At 72.8% G+C, this 22259-nt stretch carries 21 protein-coding genes; 6 read left to right on the forward strand and 15 right to left on the reverse strand.

Annotated features, from left to right (window positions below; all coding sequences use genetic code 11):
• Positions 1 to 11: 11 nt before the first annotated feature.
• Positions 12 to 755: a helix-turn-helix domain-containing protein gene (locus C6361_RS13050; RefSeq protein WP_107267910.1), complete on the reverse strand. Its 744-nt coding sequence runs from the start codon at positions 753 to 755 to the stop codon at positions 12 to 14.
• 63 nt (positions 756 to 818) lie between these two features.
• Here C6361_RS13050 and C6361_RS13055 point away from each other — a divergent pair, with 63 nt between their 5' ends.
• Complete coding sequence (locus C6361_RS13055) at positions 819 to 1400, forward strand: TIGR03086 family metal-binding protein (RefSeq protein ID WP_107267911.1); 582 nt, start codon at positions 819 to 821, stop codon at positions 1398 to 1400.
• 226 nt (positions 1401 to 1626) lie between these two features.
• Positions 1627 to 3234 (forward strand): ABC-F family ATP-binding cassette domain-containing protein, encoded by a 1608-nt coding sequence (locus C6361_RS13060; RefSeq protein ID WP_107258189.1) that lies wholly within the window; start codon positions 1627 to 1629, stop codon positions 3232 to 3234.
• A gap of 37 nt (positions 3235 to 3271) precedes the next feature.
• Here C6361_RS13060 and rdgB read toward each other — a convergent pair whose 3' ends face one another.
• From rdgB to C6361_RS13095, 7 genes are all read right to left on the reverse strand, one after another.
• Entirely contained in the window at positions 3272 to 3898 is a 627-nt protein-coding gene (gene rdgB / locus C6361_RS13065; RefSeq protein WP_107267912.1) for an RdgB/HAM1 family non-canonical purine NTP pyrophosphatase, read from the reverse strand.
• The gene (rph, locus tag C6361_RS13070) at positions 3895 to 4623 is read right to left on the reverse strand and encodes a ribonuclease PH (RefSeq protein ID WP_107258187.1); all 729 of its coding nucleotides are present in this window, start codon (positions 4621 to 4623) and stop codon (positions 3895 to 3897) included. Before rph ends, rdgB begins: the two co-directional genes overlap by 4 nt.
• Positions 4624 to 4710: 87 nt before the next feature.
• Positions 4711 to 5157: a hypothetical protein gene (locus C6361_RS13075; RefSeq protein ID WP_107267913.1), complete on the reverse strand. Its 447-nt coding sequence runs from the start codon at positions 5155 to 5157 to the stop codon at positions 4711 to 4713.
• Positions 5158 to 5453: 296 nt separating this feature from the next.
• The gene (locus C6361_RS13080) at positions 5454 to 6200 is read right to left on the reverse strand and encodes an MBL fold metallo-hydrolase (RefSeq protein WP_107258185.1); all 747 of its coding nucleotides are present in this window, start codon (positions 6198 to 6200) and stop codon (positions 5454 to 5456) included.
• Between the two features lie 406 nt (positions 6201 to 6606).
• Positions 6607 to 7572, reverse strand: coding sequence for a PLP-dependent cysteine synthase family protein (locus tag C6361_RS13085; RefSeq protein WP_107258184.1), 966 nt, complete (start codon positions 7570 to 7572; stop codon positions 6607 to 6609).
• A gap of 10 nt (positions 7573 to 7582) precedes the next feature.
• A complete protein-coding gene (locus C6361_RS13090) occupies positions 7583 to 7990 on the reverse strand; it encodes a MoaD/ThiS family protein (RefSeq protein ID WP_107267914.1) in 408 nt (135 codons plus the stop codon).
• A 68-nt stretch (positions 7991 to 8058) separates the two neighbouring features.
• Positions 8059 to 8547, reverse strand: a complete 489-nt coding sequence (locus tag C6361_RS13095; protein WP_107267915.1) for a Mov34/MPN/PAD-1 family protein — start codon at positions 8545 to 8547, stop codon at positions 8059 to 8061.
• Between the two features lie 215 nt (positions 8548 to 8762).
• On the opposite strand from C6361_RS13095, the gene C6361_RS13100 reads away from it, so the two are divergent.
• On the forward strand, positions 8763 to 9623 hold the full coding sequence (locus C6361_RS13100) for an aldo/keto reductase (protein WP_107267916.1): 861 nt from the start codon (positions 8763 to 8765) through the stop codon (positions 9621 to 9623).
• A gap of 111 nt (positions 9624 to 9734) precedes the next feature.
• On the opposite strand, the gene C6361_RS13105 is transcribed toward C6361_RS13100, so the two are convergent.
• The 3 genes from C6361_RS13105 to C6361_RS13115 all read right to left on the reverse strand — a co-directional run bounded on the left by C6361_RS13105 (position 9735) and on the right by C6361_RS13115 (position 12164).
• Positions 9735 to 10271, reverse strand: a complete 537-nt coding sequence (locus C6361_RS13105) for a DUF2017 domain-containing protein (protein WP_199853341.1) — start codon at positions 10269 to 10271, stop codon at positions 9735 to 9737.
• Positions 10247 to 10537: an ATP-dependent Clp protease adapter ClpS gene (gene clpS, locus C6361_RS13110; RefSeq protein ID WP_107258180.1), complete on the reverse strand. Its 291-nt coding sequence runs from the start codon at positions 10535 to 10537 to the stop codon at positions 10247 to 10249. Before clpS ends, C6361_RS13105 begins: the two co-directional genes overlap by 25 nt.
• A gap of 70 nt (positions 10538 to 10607) precedes the next feature.
• Entirely contained in the window at positions 10608 to 12164 is a 1557-nt protein-coding gene (locus C6361_RS13115; protein WP_159079309.1) for a hypothetical protein, read from the reverse strand.
• Between the two features lie 225 nt (positions 12165 to 12389).
• Here C6361_RS13115 and C6361_RS13120 point away from each other — a divergent pair, with 225 nt between their 5' ends.
• The 3 genes from C6361_RS13120 to C6361_RS13130 are packed head-to-tail and all read left to right on the forward strand — an operon-like array spanning position 12390 to position 16985.
• Entirely contained in the window at positions 12390 to 15068 is a 2679-nt protein-coding gene (locus C6361_RS13120; protein WP_107267918.1) for a LuxR C-terminal-related transcriptional regulator, read from the forward strand.
• Positions 15069 to 15108: 40 nt separating this feature from the next.
• A complete protein-coding gene (locus C6361_RS13125) occupies positions 15109 to 16407 on the forward strand; it encodes a nicotinate phosphoribosyltransferase (RefSeq protein ID WP_107263889.1) in 1299 nt (432 codons plus the stop codon).
• Between the two features lie 2 nt (positions 16408 to 16409).
• Positions 16410 to 16985, forward strand: a complete 576-nt coding sequence (locus C6361_RS13130; RefSeq protein ID WP_107267919.1) for an isochorismatase family protein — start codon at positions 16410 to 16412, stop codon at positions 16983 to 16985.
• Between the two features lie 157 nt (positions 16986 to 17142).
• On the opposite strand, the gene ctaD is transcribed toward C6361_RS13130, so the two are convergent.
• From ctaD to eda, 4 genes are all read right to left on the reverse strand, one after another.
• The gene (gene ctaD / locus C6361_RS13135) at positions 17143 to 18903 is read right to left on the reverse strand and encodes a cytochrome c oxidase subunit I (protein ID WP_107267920.1); all 1761 of its coding nucleotides are present in this window, start codon (positions 18901 to 18903) and stop codon (positions 17143 to 17145) included.
• Between the two features lie 191 nt (positions 18904 to 19094).
• Positions 19095 to 20201, reverse strand: a complete 1107-nt coding sequence (locus C6361_RS13140; protein ID WP_107267921.1) for an FAD-dependent monooxygenase — start codon at positions 20199 to 20201, stop codon at positions 19095 to 19097.
• 223 nt (positions 20202 to 20424) lie between these two features.
• Positions 20425 to 21522, reverse strand: coding sequence for a sugar kinase (locus C6361_RS13145; RefSeq protein WP_107267922.1), 1098 nt, complete (start codon positions 21520 to 21522; stop codon positions 20425 to 20427).
• 68 nt (positions 21523 to 21590) lie between these two features.
• Positions 21591 to 22250, reverse strand: coding sequence for a bifunctional 4-hydroxy-2-oxoglutarate aldolase/2-dehydro-3-deoxy-phosphogluconate aldolase (gene eda / locus C6361_RS13150; RefSeq protein WP_107258173.1), 660 nt, complete (start codon positions 22248 to 22250; stop codon positions 21591 to 21593).
• Positions 22251 to 22259: the final 9 nt, after the last annotated feature.

Below are 22259 nucleotides of genomic sequence, written 5' to 3' on the forward strand. Positions count from 1 at the left end.
GCTCGCGCCGGCTAGTACCGCTCCGCGTAGCGGGTCGGCGGCTCGCCGAACATCTTCCGGAAGTCGCGGGCGAAGTGCGGCTGGTCGGCGTACCCGAGTTCGGCGGCGAGCGCGGCCCAGTCGACCGGCTCACCCCGGCCGAGCCGCTCGGTCACCTCGCGCAGCCGGTAGCGCCGGATCACCCACTTCGGCCCGACGCCGACGTACTCGGCGAAGAGCCGCTGCAACCCGCGCACGCTCATCCCGAGGTCGTCGGCGAGTACGTCCACCCGGTCGATCCCCGGATCGGCGGTGATCCGCGCGACGATCTCCGCCACCTCCTCCGCCCGGGGGTCGGGCTCGGGCGGCCGGCGGCGCAGGTACTCCTCCACCGTCGACACGTCGAGCGGATCGGGCAGGTCACCCGGAAAGACCTCTCCGGCCTCGATCGACCGGTCCGTGATCGTCGAGACCGGCGCGCCCAGGAAGGGCCGGAAGCAGCCCGGCCGGAACGCCACCCCGAAGACCCGGTCGACGCCGGCCAGCACCCTGACCTGGTGTGCGCTGCTGACCCCGGTCACGATCCCCCGGCCGTCGCGGAACGTCAGGTGCACGTTCGGGTACGGCACGATCAACTGCCGGTACGGCTCGGCGTAGTCCCAGGAGACGATCCAGTAGCGCTCGACGTACCGGGCGAGGTCGGCCGAGGGGGTCGCGAAGGCGTGCCGCTGGTGTCTCGCCCACGCCCCGCCGAGTTCGCGTACGTCCCTCGCCACGTCCGCCAGGCTATGTCGCGTTCGTTCAAGACGACCGCCGGACCTCGTGGTTTGCTTGCCGGCATGCCTGACGCACCATTCGTGGCCCGGGCGGCCGCACCGCTGACCGAGATCATCCGCCTCGTCAAGCCCGACCAGCTCGACAACGCCACCCCGTGCGCCGAGTACGACGTCCGGAGGCTGGTCAACCACCTCCTCTTCTGGGGTCCGTCGCTGGAGGGCGCCGGGCGGAAGGAGACCGTACCGCCGCCGGCCGGCAGCGAGACGGAGCTGGACCTGACCACGGGCGACTGGGCGGCCGAGCTGACGGCACAGCTGGAGCGGATCGCGGCCACCTGGGCCGAGCCGGCCGCCTGGGACGGCACCACCCACATGGGCGGCCCGACCGAGCTGCCGGCGGCGCTGGTCGGCGGGATGATCGTGACCGAGCTGGCGGTGCACGCCTGGGACCTGGCGCGGGCGACCGGGCAGCACCCGGGCTGGGACGACGACCTGCTCGGGTACGTGCACGACGAGGTGGTGAAGACCGCCGAGCAGGGCCGGCAGATGGGGGTCTACGGCCCCGAGGTGGCGGTCCCGGCCACCGCGCCGACCCTGGACCGGATCCTCGGAATCGTCGGCCGGGACCCCGACTGGAACGGCTGAGTCCGCAACCTGCCTGAACCTCCTCGACCTGCCCGACCGACCGTTTCCGACCGGTCTGTCGCGGCGTCGGCGACCCTGCCGGCCGCGGCAGACCCGGAAATCCGTTGCGGGGCCGGGCCGGCCGCGGATATGTTCGGGGTGATGTGAGCCGCTGACACCTTCCCGCGCCCGCGCCCGAGGCACCGCCCGGCGGGCGAAAGGCTCGATCCTTCTCGGTGGTGTCGCGATGTCCCAGTCAGCCCTGCTCGCCAACGACCTCGTCCGTACCCTCGGTAGCCGACGGGTGCTCGACGGTGTCTCCCTCACCGCCGCACCCGGGCACCGGATCGGTTTGATCGGTGAGAACGGTGCCGGCAAGTCGACCCTGCTCCGGCTGCTCGCCGGGGCGGACGAGCCGGACGGCGGCAGCGTCGTCCGCCCGCCCGACCTCGGCTTCCTGCACCAGGAGATGCCGTTCGAGCCGACGTCGACGATCACCGACGTACTCGACGACGCCCTGCGGGAGGCCCGCGAGGACCTCGCCGAACTCGACCGGCTCAGCCAGGCACTGGCGGACACCGCGGAGGACGCTCCCGGCTATCCGGAGCTGCTCACCGAGTACGGGGAACGGCTCGACCGCGCCGAGCAGCACGCGGCCTGGGACGCCGACCGGCGCGCCGGGATCGTTCTCGCCGGGCTCGGCCTCGGCGAGCTGCCGCACGACCGCACCCTCGCCTCGCTCTCCGGCGGGCAGCGCGGCCGGCTCGCCCTGGCGGCGCTGCTGGTCCGGCGCCCCGCCGCGCTGCTGCTCGACGAGCCCACCAACCACCTCGACGACACCGCCGCCACCTTCCTGGAGGAGCAGCTCCGCGAGCTGCCCGGAGTCGTGGTGCTGGCCAGTCACGACCGGGCGTTCCTGGACGCGGTCTGCACCGACCTGATCGACCTCGACCCGGCCGTCGAGGGCCCGACCCGGTACGGCGGCAACTACACCGCCTACCAGGCGGAGAAGCGGGCCGAGCGGGAACGCTGGCAGCGGCGCTTCGAGGAGGAGCAGGAGGAACTCGCCGAACTGCGGCACTCGGTCTCGGTGACCGCACACCAGGTCGCACCCGGCCGGGCGAAGCGGGACAGCGAGAAGATGGGCTACGGCCACACCACCGGGCGGGTGCAGCAGCAGATCTCCCGACGGGTACGCAACGCCACCCGTCGCCTGGACGAACTGGAACGCGACCAGGTCCGCAAGCCGCCGGAACCGCTGCGGTTCCGGGCCACCGGGCTGGCCAGCAAGTCCCCGGACGGGATCCTGCTGTCGCTGCGGGACGTCCGGGTGCCCGGCCGGCTCGCCCTCGACCGCCTCGACGTGCAGGCCAGCGACCGGCTGCTGGTCACCGGGCCGAACGGTGCCGGCAAGTCCACCCTGCTCGCGGTGCTGGCCGGCCGGCTGGAGGCCGAGGGCGAGGTGAACCGGCGCAGCGGGCTGACCGTGGGACTGCTGACCCAGGACACGGTCTTCGACCGGCCGGACCGTACCGTCCGGGACACCTACCAGCAGCTGCTCGGACCCCGGCGGGCCGAGGCCGTACCGCTGCGTTCGCTCGGCCTGCTCGCCCCGCGCGACCTGGCGCGGCCGGTCGGGGAACTCTCGGTCGGCCAGCGCCGCCGGCTCGCGCTGGCGTTGCTGGTGGCCGACCCGCCCGAGTTGCTGCTGCTCGACGAGCCGACCAACCACCTCTCGCCCCGGCTCGCCGACGAACTGGAGGAGGCGATGGGTGGTGGTCCGGGCGCGATCGTGGTGGCCAGCCACGACCGGTGGCTGCGCTCCCGCTGGCCGGGCCGGGAACTCCGGCTCTGACCGGCCCGGACCCGCGCCGTCGGGACGGGATCCCCCGCTACGGGCGGTTCGGTTCCGCCGGCAGCACCTTGGCGACCACCTTCGCCAACGCCCGCAACGCCTTGCCCCGGTGGCTGATCGCGTCCTTCTCCGCCGGGGAGAGTTCGGCGTTCGTCCGGTCCTGGCCGTCGGCGAGGAAGATCGGGTCGTAGCCGAACCCGCCCTCGCCCCGGGGCGCGCGCAGCAGCCGGCCGGTCTGCCTGCCGTCGACCAGGTGCTCCTTGCCGCCCGGCAGCACCAGGGCCGCCGCGCAGACGAAGGCGGCACCGCGGTGCTCGTCCGGTACGTCCGCGACCTGCGCGAGTACCAGTTCCAGGTTGGCCCGGTCGTCGCCGTGCCGGCCGGACCAGCGGGCGCTGAAGACGCCCGGCATGCCGTTCAGGGCGTCCACCGCCAGCCCGGAGTCGTCGGCGATCGTCGGCAGGTTGCTCCACTTGACGCCCTCACGCGCCTTGAGCAGCGCGTTCTCCCCGAACGTCAACCCGGTCTCCGGGACCTCCTGGTACTGCGCCACGTCGGCCAGCCCGACGAGCTGGACCCGCTGCGAACCGAGGGCGTGGTCGAGGATCCGCTGGAGTTCGGTCAGCTTCTTGGCGTTGCGGGTCGCCAGCAGCACCCGGGTCATTCGGCCAGCGCCTTCCGCTGGGCGTCGGTCAACTCGGCACAGCCGAGCACCCCCAGGTCGAGCAGCGCGTCGAGCTGCTCGCGGGCGAAGACGCCGGCCTCACCGGTCCCCTGCACCTCGACGAAGTCCCCGGTGCCGGTGCATACCACGTTCATGTCCACCTCGGCCGCCACGTCCTCAAGGTAGTTCAGGTCCAGCCTCGGCTCCCCCTCCACCACACCGACGCTGACCGCCGCCACCGACCGGTGCATCACCTTCGCCGGCTTGCCGGCCAACGCCTTCCGCTCGGCCAGCCAGTTCACCGCGTCGTGCAGCGCGACGTACGCGCCGGTGATCGCGGCGGTCCGGGTGCCGCCGTCGGCCTGCAAGACGTCACAGTCCAGCACGATCGAGTTCTCGCCGAGCGCCTTCAGGTCGATGCAGGCCCGCAGGCTCCGGCCGACCAGTCGGGAGATCTCGTGGGTACGGCCGCCGATCTTGCCTCGGACGCTCTCCCGGTCCGAGCGGGTGGTGGTGGAGCGGGGCAGCATCGAGTATTCGGCGGTGACCCAGCCCAGGCCGGAACCCTTGCGCCAGCGTGGCACCCCCTCGGTGACACTCGCCGTGCAGAGCACCCGGGTGTCACCGAACTCGACGAGGACGGATCCCTCCGGATGGATGCTCCAGCGTCGGGTCAGGCTCACCGGTCGAAGTTGGTCGGGCCGCCGCCCGTCAGGTCGCGCCATCCCCGCAGCCTATGTGCTCGCCCGATCGCCCCGCCCGAGGGTGCCCCGGGCGTCCGCGTTGCGGCCCGCCGGGGCGTACCCGCCGGCTCAGTCGGCCGAGGCCGTGGTGCGGAGCAGCCATTCCCGGTCACCGGCGTCCTGCCCGTCGGCACCCTTCCAGAACGCGTCCACGTCGACGCGCCAGCCGTTGCCCCGCCAGGTGAAGCGGCACAGCTCGGGGTCGGGCGCGGCCGCCCAACCCAGGCATGATTTGACGTGGTTCCGGTCGGCCGGGGCGTCGTTGTCGTGCAGCCACTCGTAGATCGCGCCCGCCGGGTCGAGCGGACAGACCGAGTCCCTACAGATGAGGTAGTACTCGGTGAAGGCGTTGGTGGTGCCGGCGTGCTCCCGGATCCGGGTGTCCTGAAAGCCCCTCGGGCCGCCGATCTCCTCGAGCAGGCGCTTGTGCCCGGCCAACTCCTGGCGCGGCTGCCACCAGCCCCCGTAGAGGGCACCGCCGCAGCAGAGCAGCGCCACCAGGGAGAGCAGGACCACCGCGACGAGGAAACCCCGGCGCTTCTTCGGCGGCGCCGCGCCGGGATGACCGGGCCAGGCCGGGCCGGGATAGCCGGGCGGTCCCGCCGGATAGGGACCGGGAGCGGCCGGGTAGGCAGCGGGAGGCGGGCCGGCGGGGGGCGGCGGGTAGGGGCCGGCGGGCGGGACCGGTGGAAATCCGCCGGGCGGGGTCGGCTGCCCTGGGAAACCGGACGGGGGTTGACCGGAGGGAGGGTGGACCATCCGAGGAATGCTAGGCGTCCGGCGCGCCGTCCGGGGGGCGGTGCGGCCCGAGGCTAGAGGTCGTAACGGGCGCCGGGGCGGACGACCTCGACCGGGCCGGCGAAGGCGCCCAGCGCCGCCTCGTGGGTCACCGCCTCGCTTCCCCAGGCGGCGACCAGATGGGTGAGCAGCAGCTTGCCCACCTCCGCCTTGGCGGCGATCTCGCCCGCCTCCCGCCCGGTCAGGTGCAGGTCGGGCGGGTTCTCCACCCCGTCCAGGTAACTCGCCTCGCAGAGGAACAGGTCGGCGCGGTGGGCCAGCCGGAGCAGGGACTCGCAGGGCGCGGTGTCCGAGGAGTAGCAGAGGGATCGGCCACCGTGCTCCAGCCGCACCCCGTAGGTCTCCACCGGATGGTTGACCCGGTCGACGGTCACCGCGAACGGGCCGATCGGGAACGTACCGGGTTGCAGGCCGTAGAAGGTGTAGACGTCGTCGAGCAGCCCCTCGTCCAGGCTGTACGCGTTGGCGAGCCGGTCCGGCGCGCCGCTCGGGGCGTAGACCGGCAGCGCCGGATAGGGGCCGTCCGGTGCGTACCGTCGCACCACGATGTACGGGACCGCGTCGAGGATGTGGTCCCCGTGCAGGTGGGTCAGCAGGATCGCGTCGACCGCCTTCAGCCCGGCATAGCGTTGCAGCGCGGAGAGCGAGCCCGAGCCGAAGTCGAGCAGCAACCGGAAGCCGTCGGCCTCGACCAGATAGGCCGAACAGGCCGCTTCGGGGCCCGGGAAACTCCCCGCGCAGCCGAGAATGGTCAATCGCATCAGGTCGCCCCGCCATTACTGATGGTCACGGACAGCCCGCCGACCAACGCGTGAACGATCAATGCCGGAAGGTCTGTCACGGTGCGCAGCCTACGCCGCGACACCTGGGCGCAAGAAAGATCTGGGTGCAGTTGTCGCCAACGTGACAACCGGTCTGGGCGACCCGGCCCGGTACGGGTTAGACGCCGCAAACGGCCCGACCGTTACGTTCCGTCACCTTAGGTGGGCATGTCGGTATCCCGTTCCCGCCGCCCCGGAACCACCCTCGGTGACCGCCGATCAGCGGAGCACCAGCGGTGGAGACGGTCGCCGGCAGCCCGCGCCGACCATCGGGGTACGCCAGCGGGCCGGGATCCCGCCGGCCGGGTCGGGTCGGTGCCCGTGCCCGGCCGGACGGGACTGCCGGTCAGGCCCAGAGCTGGCCGTCCAGGGCTTCCTCGGCGTCGGCCAGAGTGCCGCCGTAGGCACCCGTCGACAGGTATTTCCAGCCGCCGTCGGCGACCACGAACGCGACGTCTGCGCGGCGGCCGGCCTTGACCGCCTCGTGCGCCACGGCGAGCGCGGCGTGCAGGATCGCTCCGGTGGAGAAGCCGGCGAAGATTCCCTCCACCTCGACGAGCTGCCGGGTACGCAGCACCGCGTCCCGGGTACCGACCGAGAAGCGCCGGGTCAGCACGCTGGGGTCGTAGAGCTCCGGGACGTAGCCCTCGTCGATGTTGCGCAGCCCGTAGACCAGTTCGCCGTACCGGGGCTCGGCGGCGACGATCTCGATCTCGTCGACCTTCTCCCGCAGGTAGCGCCCGGTCCCCATCAGGGTCCCGGTGGTGCCCAGCCCGGCCACGAAGTGCGTGATGGTGGGCAGGTCGTGCAGCAGCTCCGGACCGGTGGTCTCGTAGTGCGCCTGCGCGTTGCCGGCGTTGCCGTACTGGTAGAGCATCACCCAGTCCGGGTGCTCGGCGGCGATCTGCTTGGCGGTCGCCACCGCCTGGTTGGAGCCGCCGGCGGCCGGCGAGAAGATGATCTCGGCACCGTACATCCGGAGCAGTTGGATCCGCTCCGCCGAGACGTTCTCCGGCATCACGCAGACCAGCCGGTAACCGCGCAGCTTCGCCACCATGGCCAGCGAGATGCCGGTGTTCCCACTGGTCGGTTCGAGGATGGTGTCACCGGGCCGGAGCCGGCCGGCCCGCTCGGCCTCGCGGACCATGAACATCGCCGGCCGGTCCTTGACGCTGCCGGTCGGGTTCCGGTCCTCCAGCTTCGCCCAGAGCCGCACCGGCGGTGCCCCGTCGGGCACCGTCGGCGACAGGCGGGGCAGCCCCACCAGCGGAGTACCGCCGCACGCGTCGAGCAGGCTCTCGTACCGCGTCATGGCGGCCGCCTCAGCGCGCGGCGGACGCGGCCGGCACCGACGTGCCGTGCCCGATGATCGCGGCGGTCGCCGCGCCGTGCCTGATGGTCGCGGCTGTCGCGGCGCTGTGTCCGATGATCGCGGCGGCCGCCGCGAAGCCGAACGCGCCGCCGGCCACGGCCGGCAGGATGGTGACGGTGTCCCCGTCGGAGAGCTTGGCGTCCAGCGCGCCGAGGAACCGGACGTCCTCGTCGTTGACGTAGACGTTGACGAAGCGGTGCAGGGCGCCCTGCTCGGTGACCAGCCGGCCGCGCAGGCCGGAGTACTTGCCGTCCAGGTCGGACAGGAGGTCGTTGAGCGAGTCGCCGGACCCCTCGACGACCTTGGCGCCGCCGGTGTAGCTGCGCAGGATGGTGGGAATGCGAACCTCGATGGCCATGACTGATGTGCTCCTTGAAACGACGGAGTTGGGGAACGGACTACGAAACGGCTGCTGAGCTGCGGAAGTCAGCGGCCGGAACACTCGTAGTCGACCGTCGCCGGGCTCTGCCCGAACATGTACGACTGCACGGCGTTCGGGTCCACCGTGGCGTCGACGACCCGGATCGGCTCCTCGGTCACCACCCCGTCCACGATCCGGAACGAACGGATCTCCTCGGTCTCCGGGTCACGGGTGGAGACCAGCAGATAGTGCGCCCCCGGCTCTCCGGCGAAGGAGATGTCGGTGCGGGACGGATAGGCCTCGGTCGCGGTGTGCGAGTGGTAGATCACCACCGGCTCCTCGTCGCGATCGTCCATCTCCCGCCAGACCCGCAACTGCTCCATCGAGTCGAACTCGTAGAACGTCATGGACCGTGCGGCGTTCACCATCGGGATGTGCCGGATCGGGGTGTCGGCGCCGGCCGGGCCGGCGACCACGCCGCACGCCTCGTCGGGGTGGTCCCGGCGGGCGTGCGCGACGATCGCCTCGACTATCGACCGGTCGATGCTCAGCACAGGGCCAGCCTACCGCCTGTCGGGCCGGCCGGGAGCGGTCGATCTCGGCCGGCGGGAGTGGCCGACCTCACGTGACCCCGCCGGGCGGGCGGTGCCAGCCTGTGACAGAAAGAGTGGATCGGAGATCCGGGCGCCGGGCGGCACGGACACCCGGCGGTGGGAAACGTCCCGGCGCCGGGCCGCCGGCCGGGTGCCCGAGTGGAGGAGACAGTGCGATGAACTCACGACGTATCGGCAACACCGAGGTGAGCGCCATCGGTCTGGGCGGCATGCCGATGTCGATCGAGGGACGGCCGGACGAGGAGCGCTCGATCCGGACCATCCACGCCGCGCTGGACGCCGGCGTGACCCTGATCGACACCGCCGACGCCTACCACCTGCACGCCGACGAGGTGGGGCACAACGAGTCGCTGATCGCCCGGGCGCTGGCCAGCTACGGCGGGGACACCTCCGGGGTACTGGTCGCCACCAAGGGTGGGCACCTGCGTCCCGGTGATGGAAGCTGGACCGTCAACAGCTCGCCGGAATACCTCAGGAGCGCCTGCGAGGCGTCGTGCAAGCGGCTCGGGGTGGAGGCGATCGGGCTCTACCAGCACCACCGCCCCGACCCCCGGGTGCCGTACGCCGACTCGATCGGCGCGATCCGGGACCTGGTCGACGCCGGCAAGGTACGGATGGCCGGCATCTCCAACGCCAACCCCGAGCAGATCCGGCAGGCCCGGGAGATCCTCGGCGACCGGCTGGTGTCGGTGCAGAACCAGTACTCCCCGGCGTTCCGCAGCTCGGAGCCGGAGTTGGCGCTCTGCGACGAGCTGGGACTGGCCTTCCTGCCCTGGTCCCCGCTGGGCGGGATCTCCCGGGCCGGCGAGCTGGGCAGCCGGTTCGCGCCGTTCGCCGAGGTCGCCGCCGCCCGGGGCGTCAGCCCGCAGCAGGTCTGCCTGGCCTGGCTGCTGGCCAGGTCGCCGCGGGTGATCCCGATCCCCGGATCGAGCCGGCCGGAGACGATCCGGGACTCGGTGGCCGCCACCGAACTCCAGCTCGACGAGGACGAACTGGCGGTTCTCGACCGGGCCTGACCGCCCAGGCCGGGCCGTCCGGCGCGCCGGACGGCCCGGACCGCAGCGGGCCGGTCCGCGGTCGACGCGGGGGTCCCGCCGCCGGGCGGGGCCCCGCACCCGGTCGGGCGGTCAGTCGGCGAGCCTGCCGTCGACGAGCGCCGTGAGCAGCGACTCCTGGAGATAACCCAGGTAGGCGTAGATGGAGAGCTGGAAGACCCGGGTCGAGGTCGGGTCGTGCAGCACCGCGTCGTCCAGCTCGTCGCCGAGGTCGGTGTCGGCGGAGATGCCCAGGCGTACCCCCATTGCCAGCCGGGCGTCGTTGAGGGCCCGCAGCCACGCCTCGGCCGCCTCCGCGTCGAGGCGTACCTCGCCGCCGCTGGGCGGGGGGAGCGCCGCGAGTACCGCACCCGCCTGGTCGATCTTGCCGGTCTTCAGATCGCCCTCGGTGTACTGCCGGAACTCGGCCGAGTCACCCGGGTTCTCCGGATAGGTGTCGGGGAACAGCCGCCCGACGACCGGGTCGGAGTGGTCGAAGCCGTCGGTGAGCAGGCCGACCACCTCGGAGGCGACCTTGCGGAGCACCCGGACCTCGTCGGCGGCGAACGTGGCGACGCAGTGCTCGCCCTGGCGGCGAAACGTACTCACGCCCGGTCCACCGTCGCCCACAGCCCGTACGCGTGCAGCTGGGACGCGTCGTGCTCCATCCGCTCGCGGGCGCCGCTGGACACCACCGCCTTGCCCTTGTTGTGCACGTCGAGCATCAGCTTCTCGGCCTTCTCGTGGCTGTAGCCGAAGAGTTTCTGGAACACCCAGGTCACGTATGACATCAGGTTGACCGGGTCGTCCCAGACGATCGTCACCCATGCCCCGTCGGCGACCGGCACCTCTTCGGTGTCCGGCGCGTGGACCGGTGCAACCTGTGGAGCCGCCATGCCCCCCATCGTGCCACCGTCGGCGGCGAACCGAGGAACCGGAACGCCGCCGGCCGCGAACCGGCCCGGTTCAGGCGAGCAGACGACCGTGCCGGACCGCCTCGGTCAGCACCTCGGTGAGCGAGTCGGCGACCGCCTCGAACCGCCGGGACACCTCGCGGCACAGCTCCACCTCGGTCTCCCGCAGCGCCCGCCCGAGCCAGGACCGGGCGAGGATCGGATCCACCCGGCAGGGGTTGCGCCAGTACTGGTAGCAGCCGCCGGAGAGGCCGACGCCGAGCGGCGGCAGGATGGCTCCGGCCGTACCGCCGGGATAGCCGGCGAGCGCGTTGACCGCGCCCAGCCCGTACACCGTCTCGACCTCGCCGCTCTCCCGGATCAGGAGTACCCGGTCGAAGTCCCGGGCGGCCCGCTCGGCGGCGAGCCCCCAGCCGACCGCGGCGGCGGCGCGCAGCCGTACGCCCTCGTCCGGCACCTCGCCGAAGACCCGGGCGAGCGACTCGTCGAGCATCTTGTCGACGCCCGCGTCGCAGGCCGCCACCACCTCCAGGGACAGCGCCTCGACCTCCCGGTCGAGCAGGGCGGGCAGCCCCGGCACGCCGGTACCGCCGACCACCTCGCGTACGCAGCGCAGGTGGATGGCGGCGATCTCCAGCGCGATGTCCCGGCGGAGCTGGTACGCGAGTTCCCGGGAGCGCCGCTCCAACCGGTCGGCCCAGTCCGAGGTCCGGGCGGTCGGCGCGACCGGAACCGTCCGGGTGGCCCCGGGCACGACCGGCGGGCTGAGGCTGGCCCGGCGCAGCCCCTCGGCGCTGGCCCAGTCGACCAGGGCCCGGCGCAGGTAGGCGGTGTCGGCGGCGACCGGGTCGAGGTCGATCCAGTCGACTCCGGCGAGCGCGGGCACCGCCGCGACCAGCGTGGCCCGGCGGGCGGTGAGCCAGCTCTCCGCCGACTCGTCGTCCTCGGCCGCCGGTTCCGCGTCGTCGACCGGAGCGCTGGCGACTTCCGACGGGACAGCGGTGGAGGTTTCCGGGCCGGCGGGCCAGCCGGGGTCGGCGCCCGGGGTGCCGACCAGGAAGACGGCGGCCTCCTCCGCCACCTCGGCGAGCAGGTCCAGTTCGGCGGCGGCGACCGGTTGGTCCTCCGGGAGTACGTAGAGCAGCGCGCCGCCCCGGCGCACGGCGTCGCGGACCACCCGGACGCCGGCCACACCGAGCGTGCCGGTGTCCGGCGCGTCGACCAGGGTGAAGTGCCGCAGCAGCGGGTCGGGCACGGTCAGCTCGACCCGGCGCGGCGGGCGGGCCAGGGCCGGACCCGCGCCGACCGGCGCCGGCCGGTACTCCCGGGAGGAGCGGAGCCCGGGCACGTAGGCGGCGCCGCCGACGGACGGCCCGTGGTCGACCACCAGGAAGCTGCCCGCCGGCACCCGCAGCGGCGGCGCGGCGGCGCCGAGCAGTCCGGCGAGGACGGCCCGGCGGTCCTCGGCGGACGGCCCGATCGTGATCACCGCGAGCGGTTCGTCGGGCGGGGCCTCGACCAGCGCCGGTTCGTCGCCCGCGCCTCGGCGGGGTGGCCGGGCGCCGGGCGGGCCCGGCGGTCCGGAGACGGGGAGCGACCGGAACTCCATCGCCGTCTGCACCTCCCAGCCGGCCGGAACGTTCCGGCCGGGCACCGCTGCCGTCGGCCTGCCCGGACCGGTGGTACCGGCCGAGGTCCGCCGAATATCGGAACGCTACGTGTCGATGCCCGTACGCTACGAGCACCAACGATACTCATGGATGCCCGGTCGGCTACTCAAATTCATTCAGTCACCAGGCGCGCGCGGATGGCACCCGGTCTATATGCTGCCCCGATGGGGCGGTGGAGCTTCGTTGGTCGTACGGATGAACTCAACCGGTTGGTGAGCGCCGCCACCAGCCCGGGCAGCCGAGGCATCTTCTTCAGCGGCATCGCCGGGGTCGGCAAGAGCCGCCTGCTCAGCGAGGGTCTGGCCGAACTGCCCGGACACGGCTGCGCCGTCTGGTCCGCCTCCGCCAACATCGCCACCGCCGGGATCCCGTTCGGCGGGCTCGCCCAGGTGCTCCCGGCCGACCAGCCCGCCGGCCTCTCCCCGGCCGGCATCATGCGCTGGGCCGTCGACGCGCTGCACCAGCAGGCGGCGGGGCGGCGGATCGTGATCGGCATCGACGACGCGCACCTGCTCGACGCCTCCTCGGCCGCCCTGGTCTATCTGATCGCCCGCTCCGACAACGCGACGGTGCTCGGCACGCTGCGCAGCGGCGAGCCGGTGCCGCTGCCGATCCGGGCGCTCTGGACCGACGACCTGGTCGACCATGCCGAGCTGGCGCCGCTGGACCCGGGCGACAGCAAGGAGCTGCTCACCGCGATGCTCGGCGATCCGGTGGACGGGCCGTCGGCGGACCGGCTCTACCGGCTCTCCGCCGGCAACGCCCTGATGCTCCGGGAGCTGATCATCGCGGCGCACGCCAGCGACGAACTGACCCGGACCTACGGCGTCTGGCAGTGGACCGGCCGCAGCCAGCTCTCGCCCAGCCTCGACGAGCTGATCGACGCCCGGATCGGCCAGCTCGACCCGGGCGTACGCGCGGTGGTCGAACTGGTCGCGATGGGCGAGCCGATCGGGCTGGCCCTGCTGCACCGGGCGACCGACAGCTCCAGCGTGGAGACTGCCGAGGAGCGCGGCCTGATCCGGGTCGACGTGCACGACCGCCGCTCGAACGTCCGGCTGGCCCACCCGCTCTACGGCGAGGTGGTCCGGCGGCGCTGCCCGGTCACCCGGGCCCGCCGGCTCAACGCCCACCTCGCCGAGCTGGTCGAGCGGGCCGGCAACCGGCGCCGCGACGACCTGCTCCGGGTGGCGGTCTGGCGGCTCGACTCCGGCACCGCGCAGGATCCGGCCCTGCTGCTGCGGGCCGGCGGGCAGGCGTTCAGCCAGTTCGACGTACCGCTCGCCGCCAGGCTGGCCCGGGCCGCGTTGGAGGCCGGCGGTGGCTACCAGGCCGCCGAACTGCTGGCCACCATCCTGATGTTCGGCGACCAGGCGGAGGAGGCGATCCGGGTACTCGACTCGGTCGCCGACCAGATCTCCTCCGACGAGCGGCGCAGCCGGTGGCTGACCGTACGCGGGATGGTCTCGTACTGGGGGCTCAACCGGGAGTCCACGGTGGCCGAGATCGCGGCTGACGCCCAGCGGCTGACCGACCCGGCCGACCGGGCCCGGGTGGTGGCCTTCGAGGCGATCATGCGGCTGCACCGGCTGGAGTGTGCCGAGGCGCTACGGCTGAGCCGCTCCGTACTGGACCGCCCGGCCGCCTCGGTGGCGGCCCGCGGCCTGGCCCGGTGCACGATCGCGCACCTACAGGCCGCCCGGGGCGAGTTGACGCTCAGCGGCCGGGCCGTCGACGGGGTGGCCGCCGAGGCGGCGCAGTGGCGCACCGAGATGCCCTACCTGCAACTCGCGCTGGAGCTGGCCCGGGGCACCCGGCTGGCGCTCGCCGGTGACCTGGCCGGGATCGACGCGATCGTCGCCGCCGAGTTCGCCGACCTGGCCGACGCGGGCGACTTCCGGCTCGGCTCCGGCTACCTCTCCATCCTGCGCGCCCAGGCGGCCCGGCTGCGCGGCCAGACCGGCGAGGCGTTGCGGACCAGCCTCGGCGCCTGTGCCGTCCTCGCCACCAGCCGGGTCTTCGCCGGGCTGGCGCACGCGGAACGGGCCCAGGCGGCGGCGATGCGCGGCGACGTCGACTCGGCCGTCGAGGCGATGGCCGAGTCCGACCGGTCGCAGACCTCCGGGATGGCCGTGCTCTACCCCTGGCTCGAACAGGCCCGGGCCACCGTGCAGGCCGCCACCGGCGACCTCGCCAGCGCGGTCGGCACGCTCCGCGAGCTGGTCAACCGGCTCCAGGCGGACGGTTTCGCCGGGCACGAGGTGCTGGCCCTGCACGATCTGGTCCGGTTCGGTCGGGCCGACATCGAGGTCGGTGAGCCGACCGTCACCGGCCGGCGGCGTACGGTGGCCCAGCGGCTGACCGAGCTGAGCGAGGCGGTGGACGGCCCGCTGCCGGCGCTGATGGCCCGACACGCCCGGGCCGAGTACGGCCACTCCGGCGACCAGCTGCTCGCCGTCGCGGAGGGCTTCGCCGAACTCGACCTCAACGTCTTCGCCGCCGAGGCGACCAGCCGGGCGGTGACCCGGCTGCGGGCGGCCCGGTCGAACCGGTCGCACGAGGCGAACCTGCGGCTCGCCGGGCTGCTCCGCCGCTGCGACGTACTCCGCACCCCCGCGCTGTCGGTGCGCCAGCCGGCGCTGACCGACCGGGAACGGCAGATCGCCCGGCTGGCCGCCCGGGGCCTGGCCAGCCGGAACATCGCCGAGCAGCTCTACATCTCGACCCGGACCGTGGAGAACCATCTCCAGCGGGTCTACAACAAGCTCGGCGTGGCCGGTCGGGGCGAGCTGTGGCCCGCGTTGAAGGCGATCCCGGAGCAGGAGGGCGAGCCGGACCGTTGACCGGCGACGGGCGGCGACCCGACACGCTTAGGCTGGCGTGGTGCACAGTTCCCGCCCCGCGCTGCTCACCGACCACTACGAGCTGACCATGGTCAGCGCCGCCCTCCGGGACGGCACCGCCGACCGGCACTGCGTCTTCGAGGTCTTCACCCGCCGGCTGCCGACCGGCCGCCGCTACGGGGTGGTCGCCGGCACCGCCCGGCTGGTCGACCTGCTGGCGGACTTCCGGTTCGACGAGGCGGACGTCGCCTTCCTCCGGGACACCGGGGTGGTCGACGACCCGACCGCGCGGTGGCTGTCGAGTTACCGGTTCAGCGGTGACATCGACGGCTACGCCGAGGGCGAACTCTATTTCCCCGGCTCGCCGATCCTGACCGTCTCCGGCACCTTCGCCGAGTGCGTACTGCTGGAGACGCTGACGCTCTCGGTGCTCAACCACGACTCGGCGATCGCGGCGGCGGCGGCCCGGATGGTGACCGCGGCGCGCGGCCGTACGCTGATCGAGATGGGTGCCCGGCGGGCCAACGAGGAGGCGGCGGTGGCCGCGGCCCGGGCCAGCTACCTGGCCGGGTTCGGCTACACCTCCAACCTGGCCGCCGGGCAGCGCTACCGGATACCGACCGCCGGCACCGCCGCGCACGCCTTCACGCTGCTGCACGACGACGAGCCGACCGCGTTCGCCTCGCAGGTCGCGGCGCAGGGCAAGAGCACCACGCTGCTGGTCGACACCTACGACATCGCCCAGGGCATCCGGAACGCGATCGCGGTCGCCGGGCCGGACCTGCGGGCGGTACGGATCGACTCCGGCGACCTCGCGGTGCTGGCCCAGCACTCGCGGGAACTCCTCGACTCGCTCGGCGCCACCGAGACGAAGATCATCGTTTCCGGTGACCTCGACGAGTACGCCATCGCCGCGCTCGCCGCCGAACCGGTCGACATGTACGGCGCCGGCACCGCCGTGGTGACCGGCTCCGGCGCACCCACCGCCGGGCTGGTCTACAAGCTGGTCGAGGTGGAGGGCCGCTCGGTGGTGAAGCGCTCCGAGCACAAGGCGACCGTCGGCGGGCGCAAGGTGGCCGTCCGGCGGCACAAGCCCAGCGGTACGGCGACCGAGGAGGTCGTCGTCTCGCAGGGCGTACCCGAGCCGCGGCCCGGCGACCGGGCGTTGCAGCGGCGGTACGTCACCGGCGGCGAGCCGCAGCCGCTGCCGAGCCTCACCGAGTCGCGGGAGCACCTGCGGCAGTGCCTGATCTCCATCCCCTGGGAGGGACTCAAGCTCTCGGCGGGCGACCCGACCATCCCGGTCACCGTCGTCCCCGCCGACCAGCCGGAAGGGTAGCCATGAGCCGAGCACTGATCATCGTCGACGTACAGAACGACTTCTGCGAGGGCGGGTCCCTCGCGGTGGCCGGCGGCGCCTCGGTGGCGGCCGGGATCTCCCGGCTGCTCGCCGCCGAGCCGGACCGCTGGGAGCACGTGGTGGCGACCAAGGACTACCACGTGGATCCGGGCGCGCACTTCGCCGACGTCCCCGACTACGCCGACTCCTGGCCCCGGCACTGCGTGGTCGGCACCGAAGGCGCCCAGTTCCATCCGGAGCTGGCCACCGACCGGGTCGAGGCGGTGTTCCACAAGGGCGAGTTCGCGGCGGCGTACTCCGGCTTCGAGGGGACGACCGAGGGGTCCGAGGGGCTGGCCGACTGGCTCCGGCAGCGGTCGGTCGACCGGGTCGAGGTGGTCGGGATCGCCACCGACCACTGTGTCCGGGCCACCGCGCTGGACGCCGCCCGGGAGGGCTTCGCCACCACCGTACTGCTCGACCTGACCGCCGGGGTCGACGCGGGGACCACCGACGCGGCGCTGGCCATGCTCCGGGATGCCGGCGTGGCCCTGCGCGGCACGCCGGTGGTGAAGTGAGCCGGAGAGCCTGAGGCAGGCGCCGCAGCCCGCGCTGCGGCGCCTGCGGCCCGGCCCCGAGCGGCGCGCCCGGTCTCTCCGACCGGGGAAACGTTCGCGGCCGGTACCCGGAGGAGTTCCCCCCGGGTACCGGCCGCGAGATCGAAAGCCGGCTGGACTACTTCTGGTCGATGTTGCTGGCGGTGTCCTCGGTGTAACTGGCGCCGTGGTCGGACTCGCTGGTCAGCGGCTTGGCGCCACCCTCGGGTGGGCCGGCCAGCGACTGCCCACCGGCGGCCAGTTCCGGGAACTTCGCGTCGAAGGCGGGCCGCTCGGAGCGGATCCGGGGCATCCGGTCGAAGTTGCGCAGCGGCGGCGGCGAGCTGGTGGCCCACTCCAGGGAGTTGCCGTGACCCCACGGGTCGTCGACCTCCACCACCGGACCGGCCTTGTACGACTTCCAGACGTTGTAGAGGAACGGCAGCGTCGAGATGCCGGTGATGAACGACCCGATCGTGGAGATCATGTTCAGCGTGGTGAAGCCGTCCAGCGGCTGGTAGTCGGCGTACCGCCGGGGCATGCCCTCGTTGCCGAGCCAGTGCTGCACGAGGAACGTGGTGTGGAAGCCGATGAAGGTCAGCCAGAAGTGCACCTTGCCGAGGCGCTCGTCCAGCATCCGGCCGAACATCTTCGGGAACCAGAAGTAGATGCCGGCGTAGACCGCGAAGACGATGGTGCCGAAGAGCACGTAGTGGAAGTGCGCCACCACGAAGTAGGAGTCCGAGACGTGGAAGTCGAGCGGCGGGCTGGCCAGCAGTACGCCGGTGAGGCCACCGAAGAGGAAGGTGACCATGAAGCCGATCGACCAGAGCATCGGGGTCTCGAAGCTGATCTGGCCCCGCCACATCGTGCCGATCCAGTTGAAGAACTTCATGCCGGTCGGCACCGCGATCAGGAAGCTCAGGAACGAGAAGAACGGCAGCAGCACCTGGCCGGTGGCGAACATGTGGTGCGCCCACACGCTCATCGAGAGCGCGGCGATCGCGATGGTGGCGCCGACCAGGCCCTTGTAGCCGAAGATCGGCTTGCGGGAGAAGACCGGGATGACCTCGCTGACGATGCCGAAGAACGGCAGCGCGACGATGTAGACCTCGGGGTGCCCGAAGAACCAGAAGAGGTGCTGCCAGAGCATCGGGCCGCCGGTGGCGGCGTCGAAGACGTGCGCGCCGATGATCCGGTCCGCGGCGAGTGCGAAGAGGGCCGCGGCGAGCAGCGGGAAGACCATGATCACCAGCAGGCTGGTGACCAGGATGTTCCAGGTGAAGATCGGCATCCGGAACATCGTCATGCCGGGCGCCCGCAGCGTCAGGATCGTGGTGATCATGTTGACGCCACCGAGGATCGTGCCCAGGCCCGAGATGGCCAGACCCATGATCCACATGTTCGCGCCGACCCCGGGCGAGTGCTCGACGTTGCTCAGCGGGGTGTACGCGAACCAGCCGAAGTCGGCCGCGCCGCCGGGGGTGAGGAAGCCACCCATCGCCAGCGTGCCGCCGAAGAGATAGAGCCAGTACGCGAAGCTGTTCAGCCGGGGGAACGACACGTCCGGCGCGCCGATCTGGATCGGCACCACGAAGTTCGCGAACGCGAAGACGATCGGCGTCGCGAAGAAGAGCAGCATGATCGTGCCGTGCATGGTGAAGAGCTGGTTGTACTGCTCCGGCGACAGGAACTGGAGTCCCGGCCGGGCCAGCTCGGCGCGCATCAGCAGCGCCATCAGGCCACCGATCATGAAGAACGCGAACGCGGTGACCATATACATGATCCCGATCTGCTTCGCGTCCGTCGTACGCAGCAGCCGCGTGAGTGCCGAGCCCTTGACCGGCTGGCGGACCGGCCACGGCCGGGTCACGATCGGCTTGGGTGCGACGGTGGTCACGAGTGGCCTCCGGTTCTCGTTAGTCCCACTCGGCACGCGCTGTTGATCTGCGAGCCGTACCTCGCAGGCAGAATAGTCCCCGCCAGCGGCGGGTCCCTCCTCGGGTACGCCCCGACCCGCCGACACCGTCCCACCAGGCCGCTCGTCGTCGGTCGCTGCGCCGCCCTCCGTACCCCTGGGTCGGGGGACCGTCACGCGGGGTCGACGAGGAGCCGATAGTGCTCCTGGAAGATCCGGTTGCCCCGCACCCGCAACAGCGGGTCGCGCAGCGGCGGGGGTACGTTCCGGGTCCGGTCCCGGTCGCGGGTCCGGTCCAGCACCCACTTGATCCGGGGGCGGCGCCGGTTCTCGTAGCCGTACAGCGCCTCGGGCACGCTCGCCGACCGGCGCAGCGACCGGGCCAGCACCAACGCGTCCTCGCACGCCATCGCCGCGCCCTGGCCCAGCGTCGGCGCGGTGGCGTGTGCGGCGTCACCGACCAGCACCACCCGGCCCCGGGACCACGCGCCCAACTCCACCTCGTCGGTCCGGGCCGCCCGCACCTGGTCCATCGCCTCCAGGATCGCCGGCACCGGGCCGCCGTAGCCGCCGAAGAGTTCCCGTACCCGGGCCAGCGGATCGGCCGGCGGAGCGCTGCCCACCTCGTCGGCGTAGCAGTGCAGCCGGCCGCCGCCCATCGGCACGGCCACGAACCCGGCCCGCTCGCCGAGCAGCCCGGTCCACTCGGTCAACGGCGGCCCGCCGCTGACCACGGCGGAATAGCCGACATGCCCAGTCGGACGGGCCGGGCCGCCGAGCGCGGCCAGCGCGCGGACCGTCGAGCGCCGCCCGTCGGCACCGACCACCAGGTCGTACTCCGCCCGGCTGCCGTCGCCGAAGGTGACCGTGACGGCCTCCCGGTGCAGCTCCAGAGCCTGGATCTCGGTGTCGTACCTCACCTCGCCGCCGGCCCCGCTCAGCAGTACCCGGTGCAGGTCGGACCCGGGCAGCGCCCGGCTCTCGCCCACGCCCGACCAGAGTTTGTCGAGGTCGACCTCGCAGAGTTCCCGGCCGTCGGCGTCCAGGAACCGCTGGCAGCGGATGACCTGGCCGAGCGGTCGCACCGGATCGTCCAGACCCATCTCCCGCAGCGCCCGTTCGGCGTTGCCGGGCAGGTAGAGACCGACCTCGGGGGCGCCCGTCCCGGACGTCCGCTCGGTCACCTCCGGCCGGAATCCGGCGAGCCGGAGGGTACGCGCGACCGCGAGGCCGGCGATCCCCGCGCCGACGACGAGAACGCGCAGGTGGGATGCGGCCATCTGGTGACGCCTCCGGAGGGATCGGCACGCGTTGAAGGCAAGACACTACTCCGCGCTATCACCCCAACGGAAGATCCGATCGGATGTCCCCAGGTCACGGCCGGGTCACCGGGATCGGCCGCAGGATCGGCGGCATCCACCCGATGACCAGGCGATCCCGCCGTCGGACGATGCCGGGTCACCGGCCGAGCCAGCCGCCCCGGACTCCGGGGCGGTCACCGCCTCACCGCTGTACCCGGGCACCCGCCCCCCGGACGAGCGCCTCGACCTCCTTCAGGCTGGCCATCGAGGTGTCGCCGGGGGTGGTCATCGCCAGCGCGCCGTGCGCCGCGCCGTACTCCACCGCGCTGGCCAGGTCGCCGCCGGTCAGCAGCCGGTAGATCAGCCCGGAGGCAAAACTGTCGCCGCCGCCGACCCGGTCGAGGATCTCCAGGTTCGCCCGGTGGGTCGCCTGCACGAAACCGCTGCCGGCGGACCAGGCGATCGCGCCCCAGTCGTTGACGGTCGCGCTGCGTACCGTGCGCAGCGTCGTCGCCACCACCTGGAAGTTGTCGTACTCCTTGGTGACCGCCTCGATCATCCGCTGGAAGTTCGCCACCTCCAGCTCGGTGAGGGACTCGTCGGTGTCCGGCACCTCGAAGCCGAGCGAGGCGGTGAAGTCCTCCTCGTTGCCGATCATCACGTCGACGTACCGGGCGAGCCGCCGGTTCACCTCCTGCGCCCGGGCCTGGCCGCCGACCGCCTTCCAGAGGCTGGGCCGGTAGTTCAGGTCGTACGAGATCAGCGTGCCGTTGCGGCGGGCGGCGGTCATCGCGGCCTCGATGGTCTCCGGGGCGATCTCGGAGAGCGCAGCGTAGATGCCTCCGGTGTGCAGCCAGCGCACGCCGAGGGTGCCGAAGAGGTGGTCCCAGTCGACGTCGTCCGGGCGGAGCTGGCTGGCCGCGGTGTGGCCCCGGTCCGAGGTGCCGACGGCGCCGCGCACCCCGAAGCCCCGCTCGGTGAAGTTGAGCCCGTTGCGGACGCTGCGGCCGATGCCGTCGTAGGGCACCCACTTGACGAACGAGGTGTCCACCCCGCCGGTGAGGATCAGGTCCTCCAGCAGCCGTCCCACCTCGTTGTCGGCGAACGCGCTGACCAGGGCGGTACGCAGCCCGAAGCAGCGGCGCAGCCCGCGCGCCACGTTGTACTCGCCGCCGCCCTCGAAGGCCCGGAACGTCCGCGCGGTGCGTACCCGGCCCTCACCCGGGTCGAGCCGGAGCATCACCTCGCCGAGCGAGACCAGGTCGAAGCGGCAGTCGTCGGCGGGACGGAGCGTCAGCATGGGCGGACCTTTCGGGCGGGCCGGGCGGCGCGGGAACGGCGGTGTCGGACGGGTGCGGGAAGGGGGTGTCAGCCGGCGGGGCGGCTGGCCGCGACGGCGGCGGCGGTCAGCCGGGTGACCTCGTCCCAGCGACCCTCGGCGAGCAGGGCGGGGGCGACCATCCAGGTGCCGCCGACCGCGAGCACGGCGGGCAGCGCGAGATAGTCGGCGAGGTTGCCGGTGTTGACCCCGCCGGTCGGGACGAACCGGACCGACCGGAACGGGGCGGCCAGCGCCTTGACCATGCCGACCCCGCCGAGCTGCTCGGCCGGGAAGAACTTGACCGTGTCGAGGCCGGCGTCCAGCGCCATCTGGATCTCGGTGGCGGTGGCGGCGCCGGGAAAGACCGGCAGGCCACGCTCCTGGCAGTGCCGGACCACCGACGGCGAGAAGCCGGGGCTGACCACGAACCGGGCGCCCGCGTCGGCGGCCTGGTCGACCTGGGCCGGCGTGAGCACGGTACCGGCGCCCACCAGCAGGTCGGGTCGCTCCGCCATCAGCCGGATGGCCTCGGCGGCGGCCGCCGTCCGGAAGGTCACCTCGATGGCCCGCAGGCCGCCCTCGGTGAGCGCGGCGGCCAGCGCCGGCGCCGAGGCCGCGTCCTCCAGGACCACGACCGGCAGGATCCGGGTCGCGGCGATCGTTTCGGTTACACCGGCAGTCTGTTCATCATCTTGAACGCTGGTCACGTATGCGAC

This window comes from Plantactinospora sp. BC1, from assembly GCF_003030345.1.
GTDB lineage: Bacteria > Actinomycetota > Actinomycetes > Mycobacteriales > Micromonosporaceae > Plantactinospora.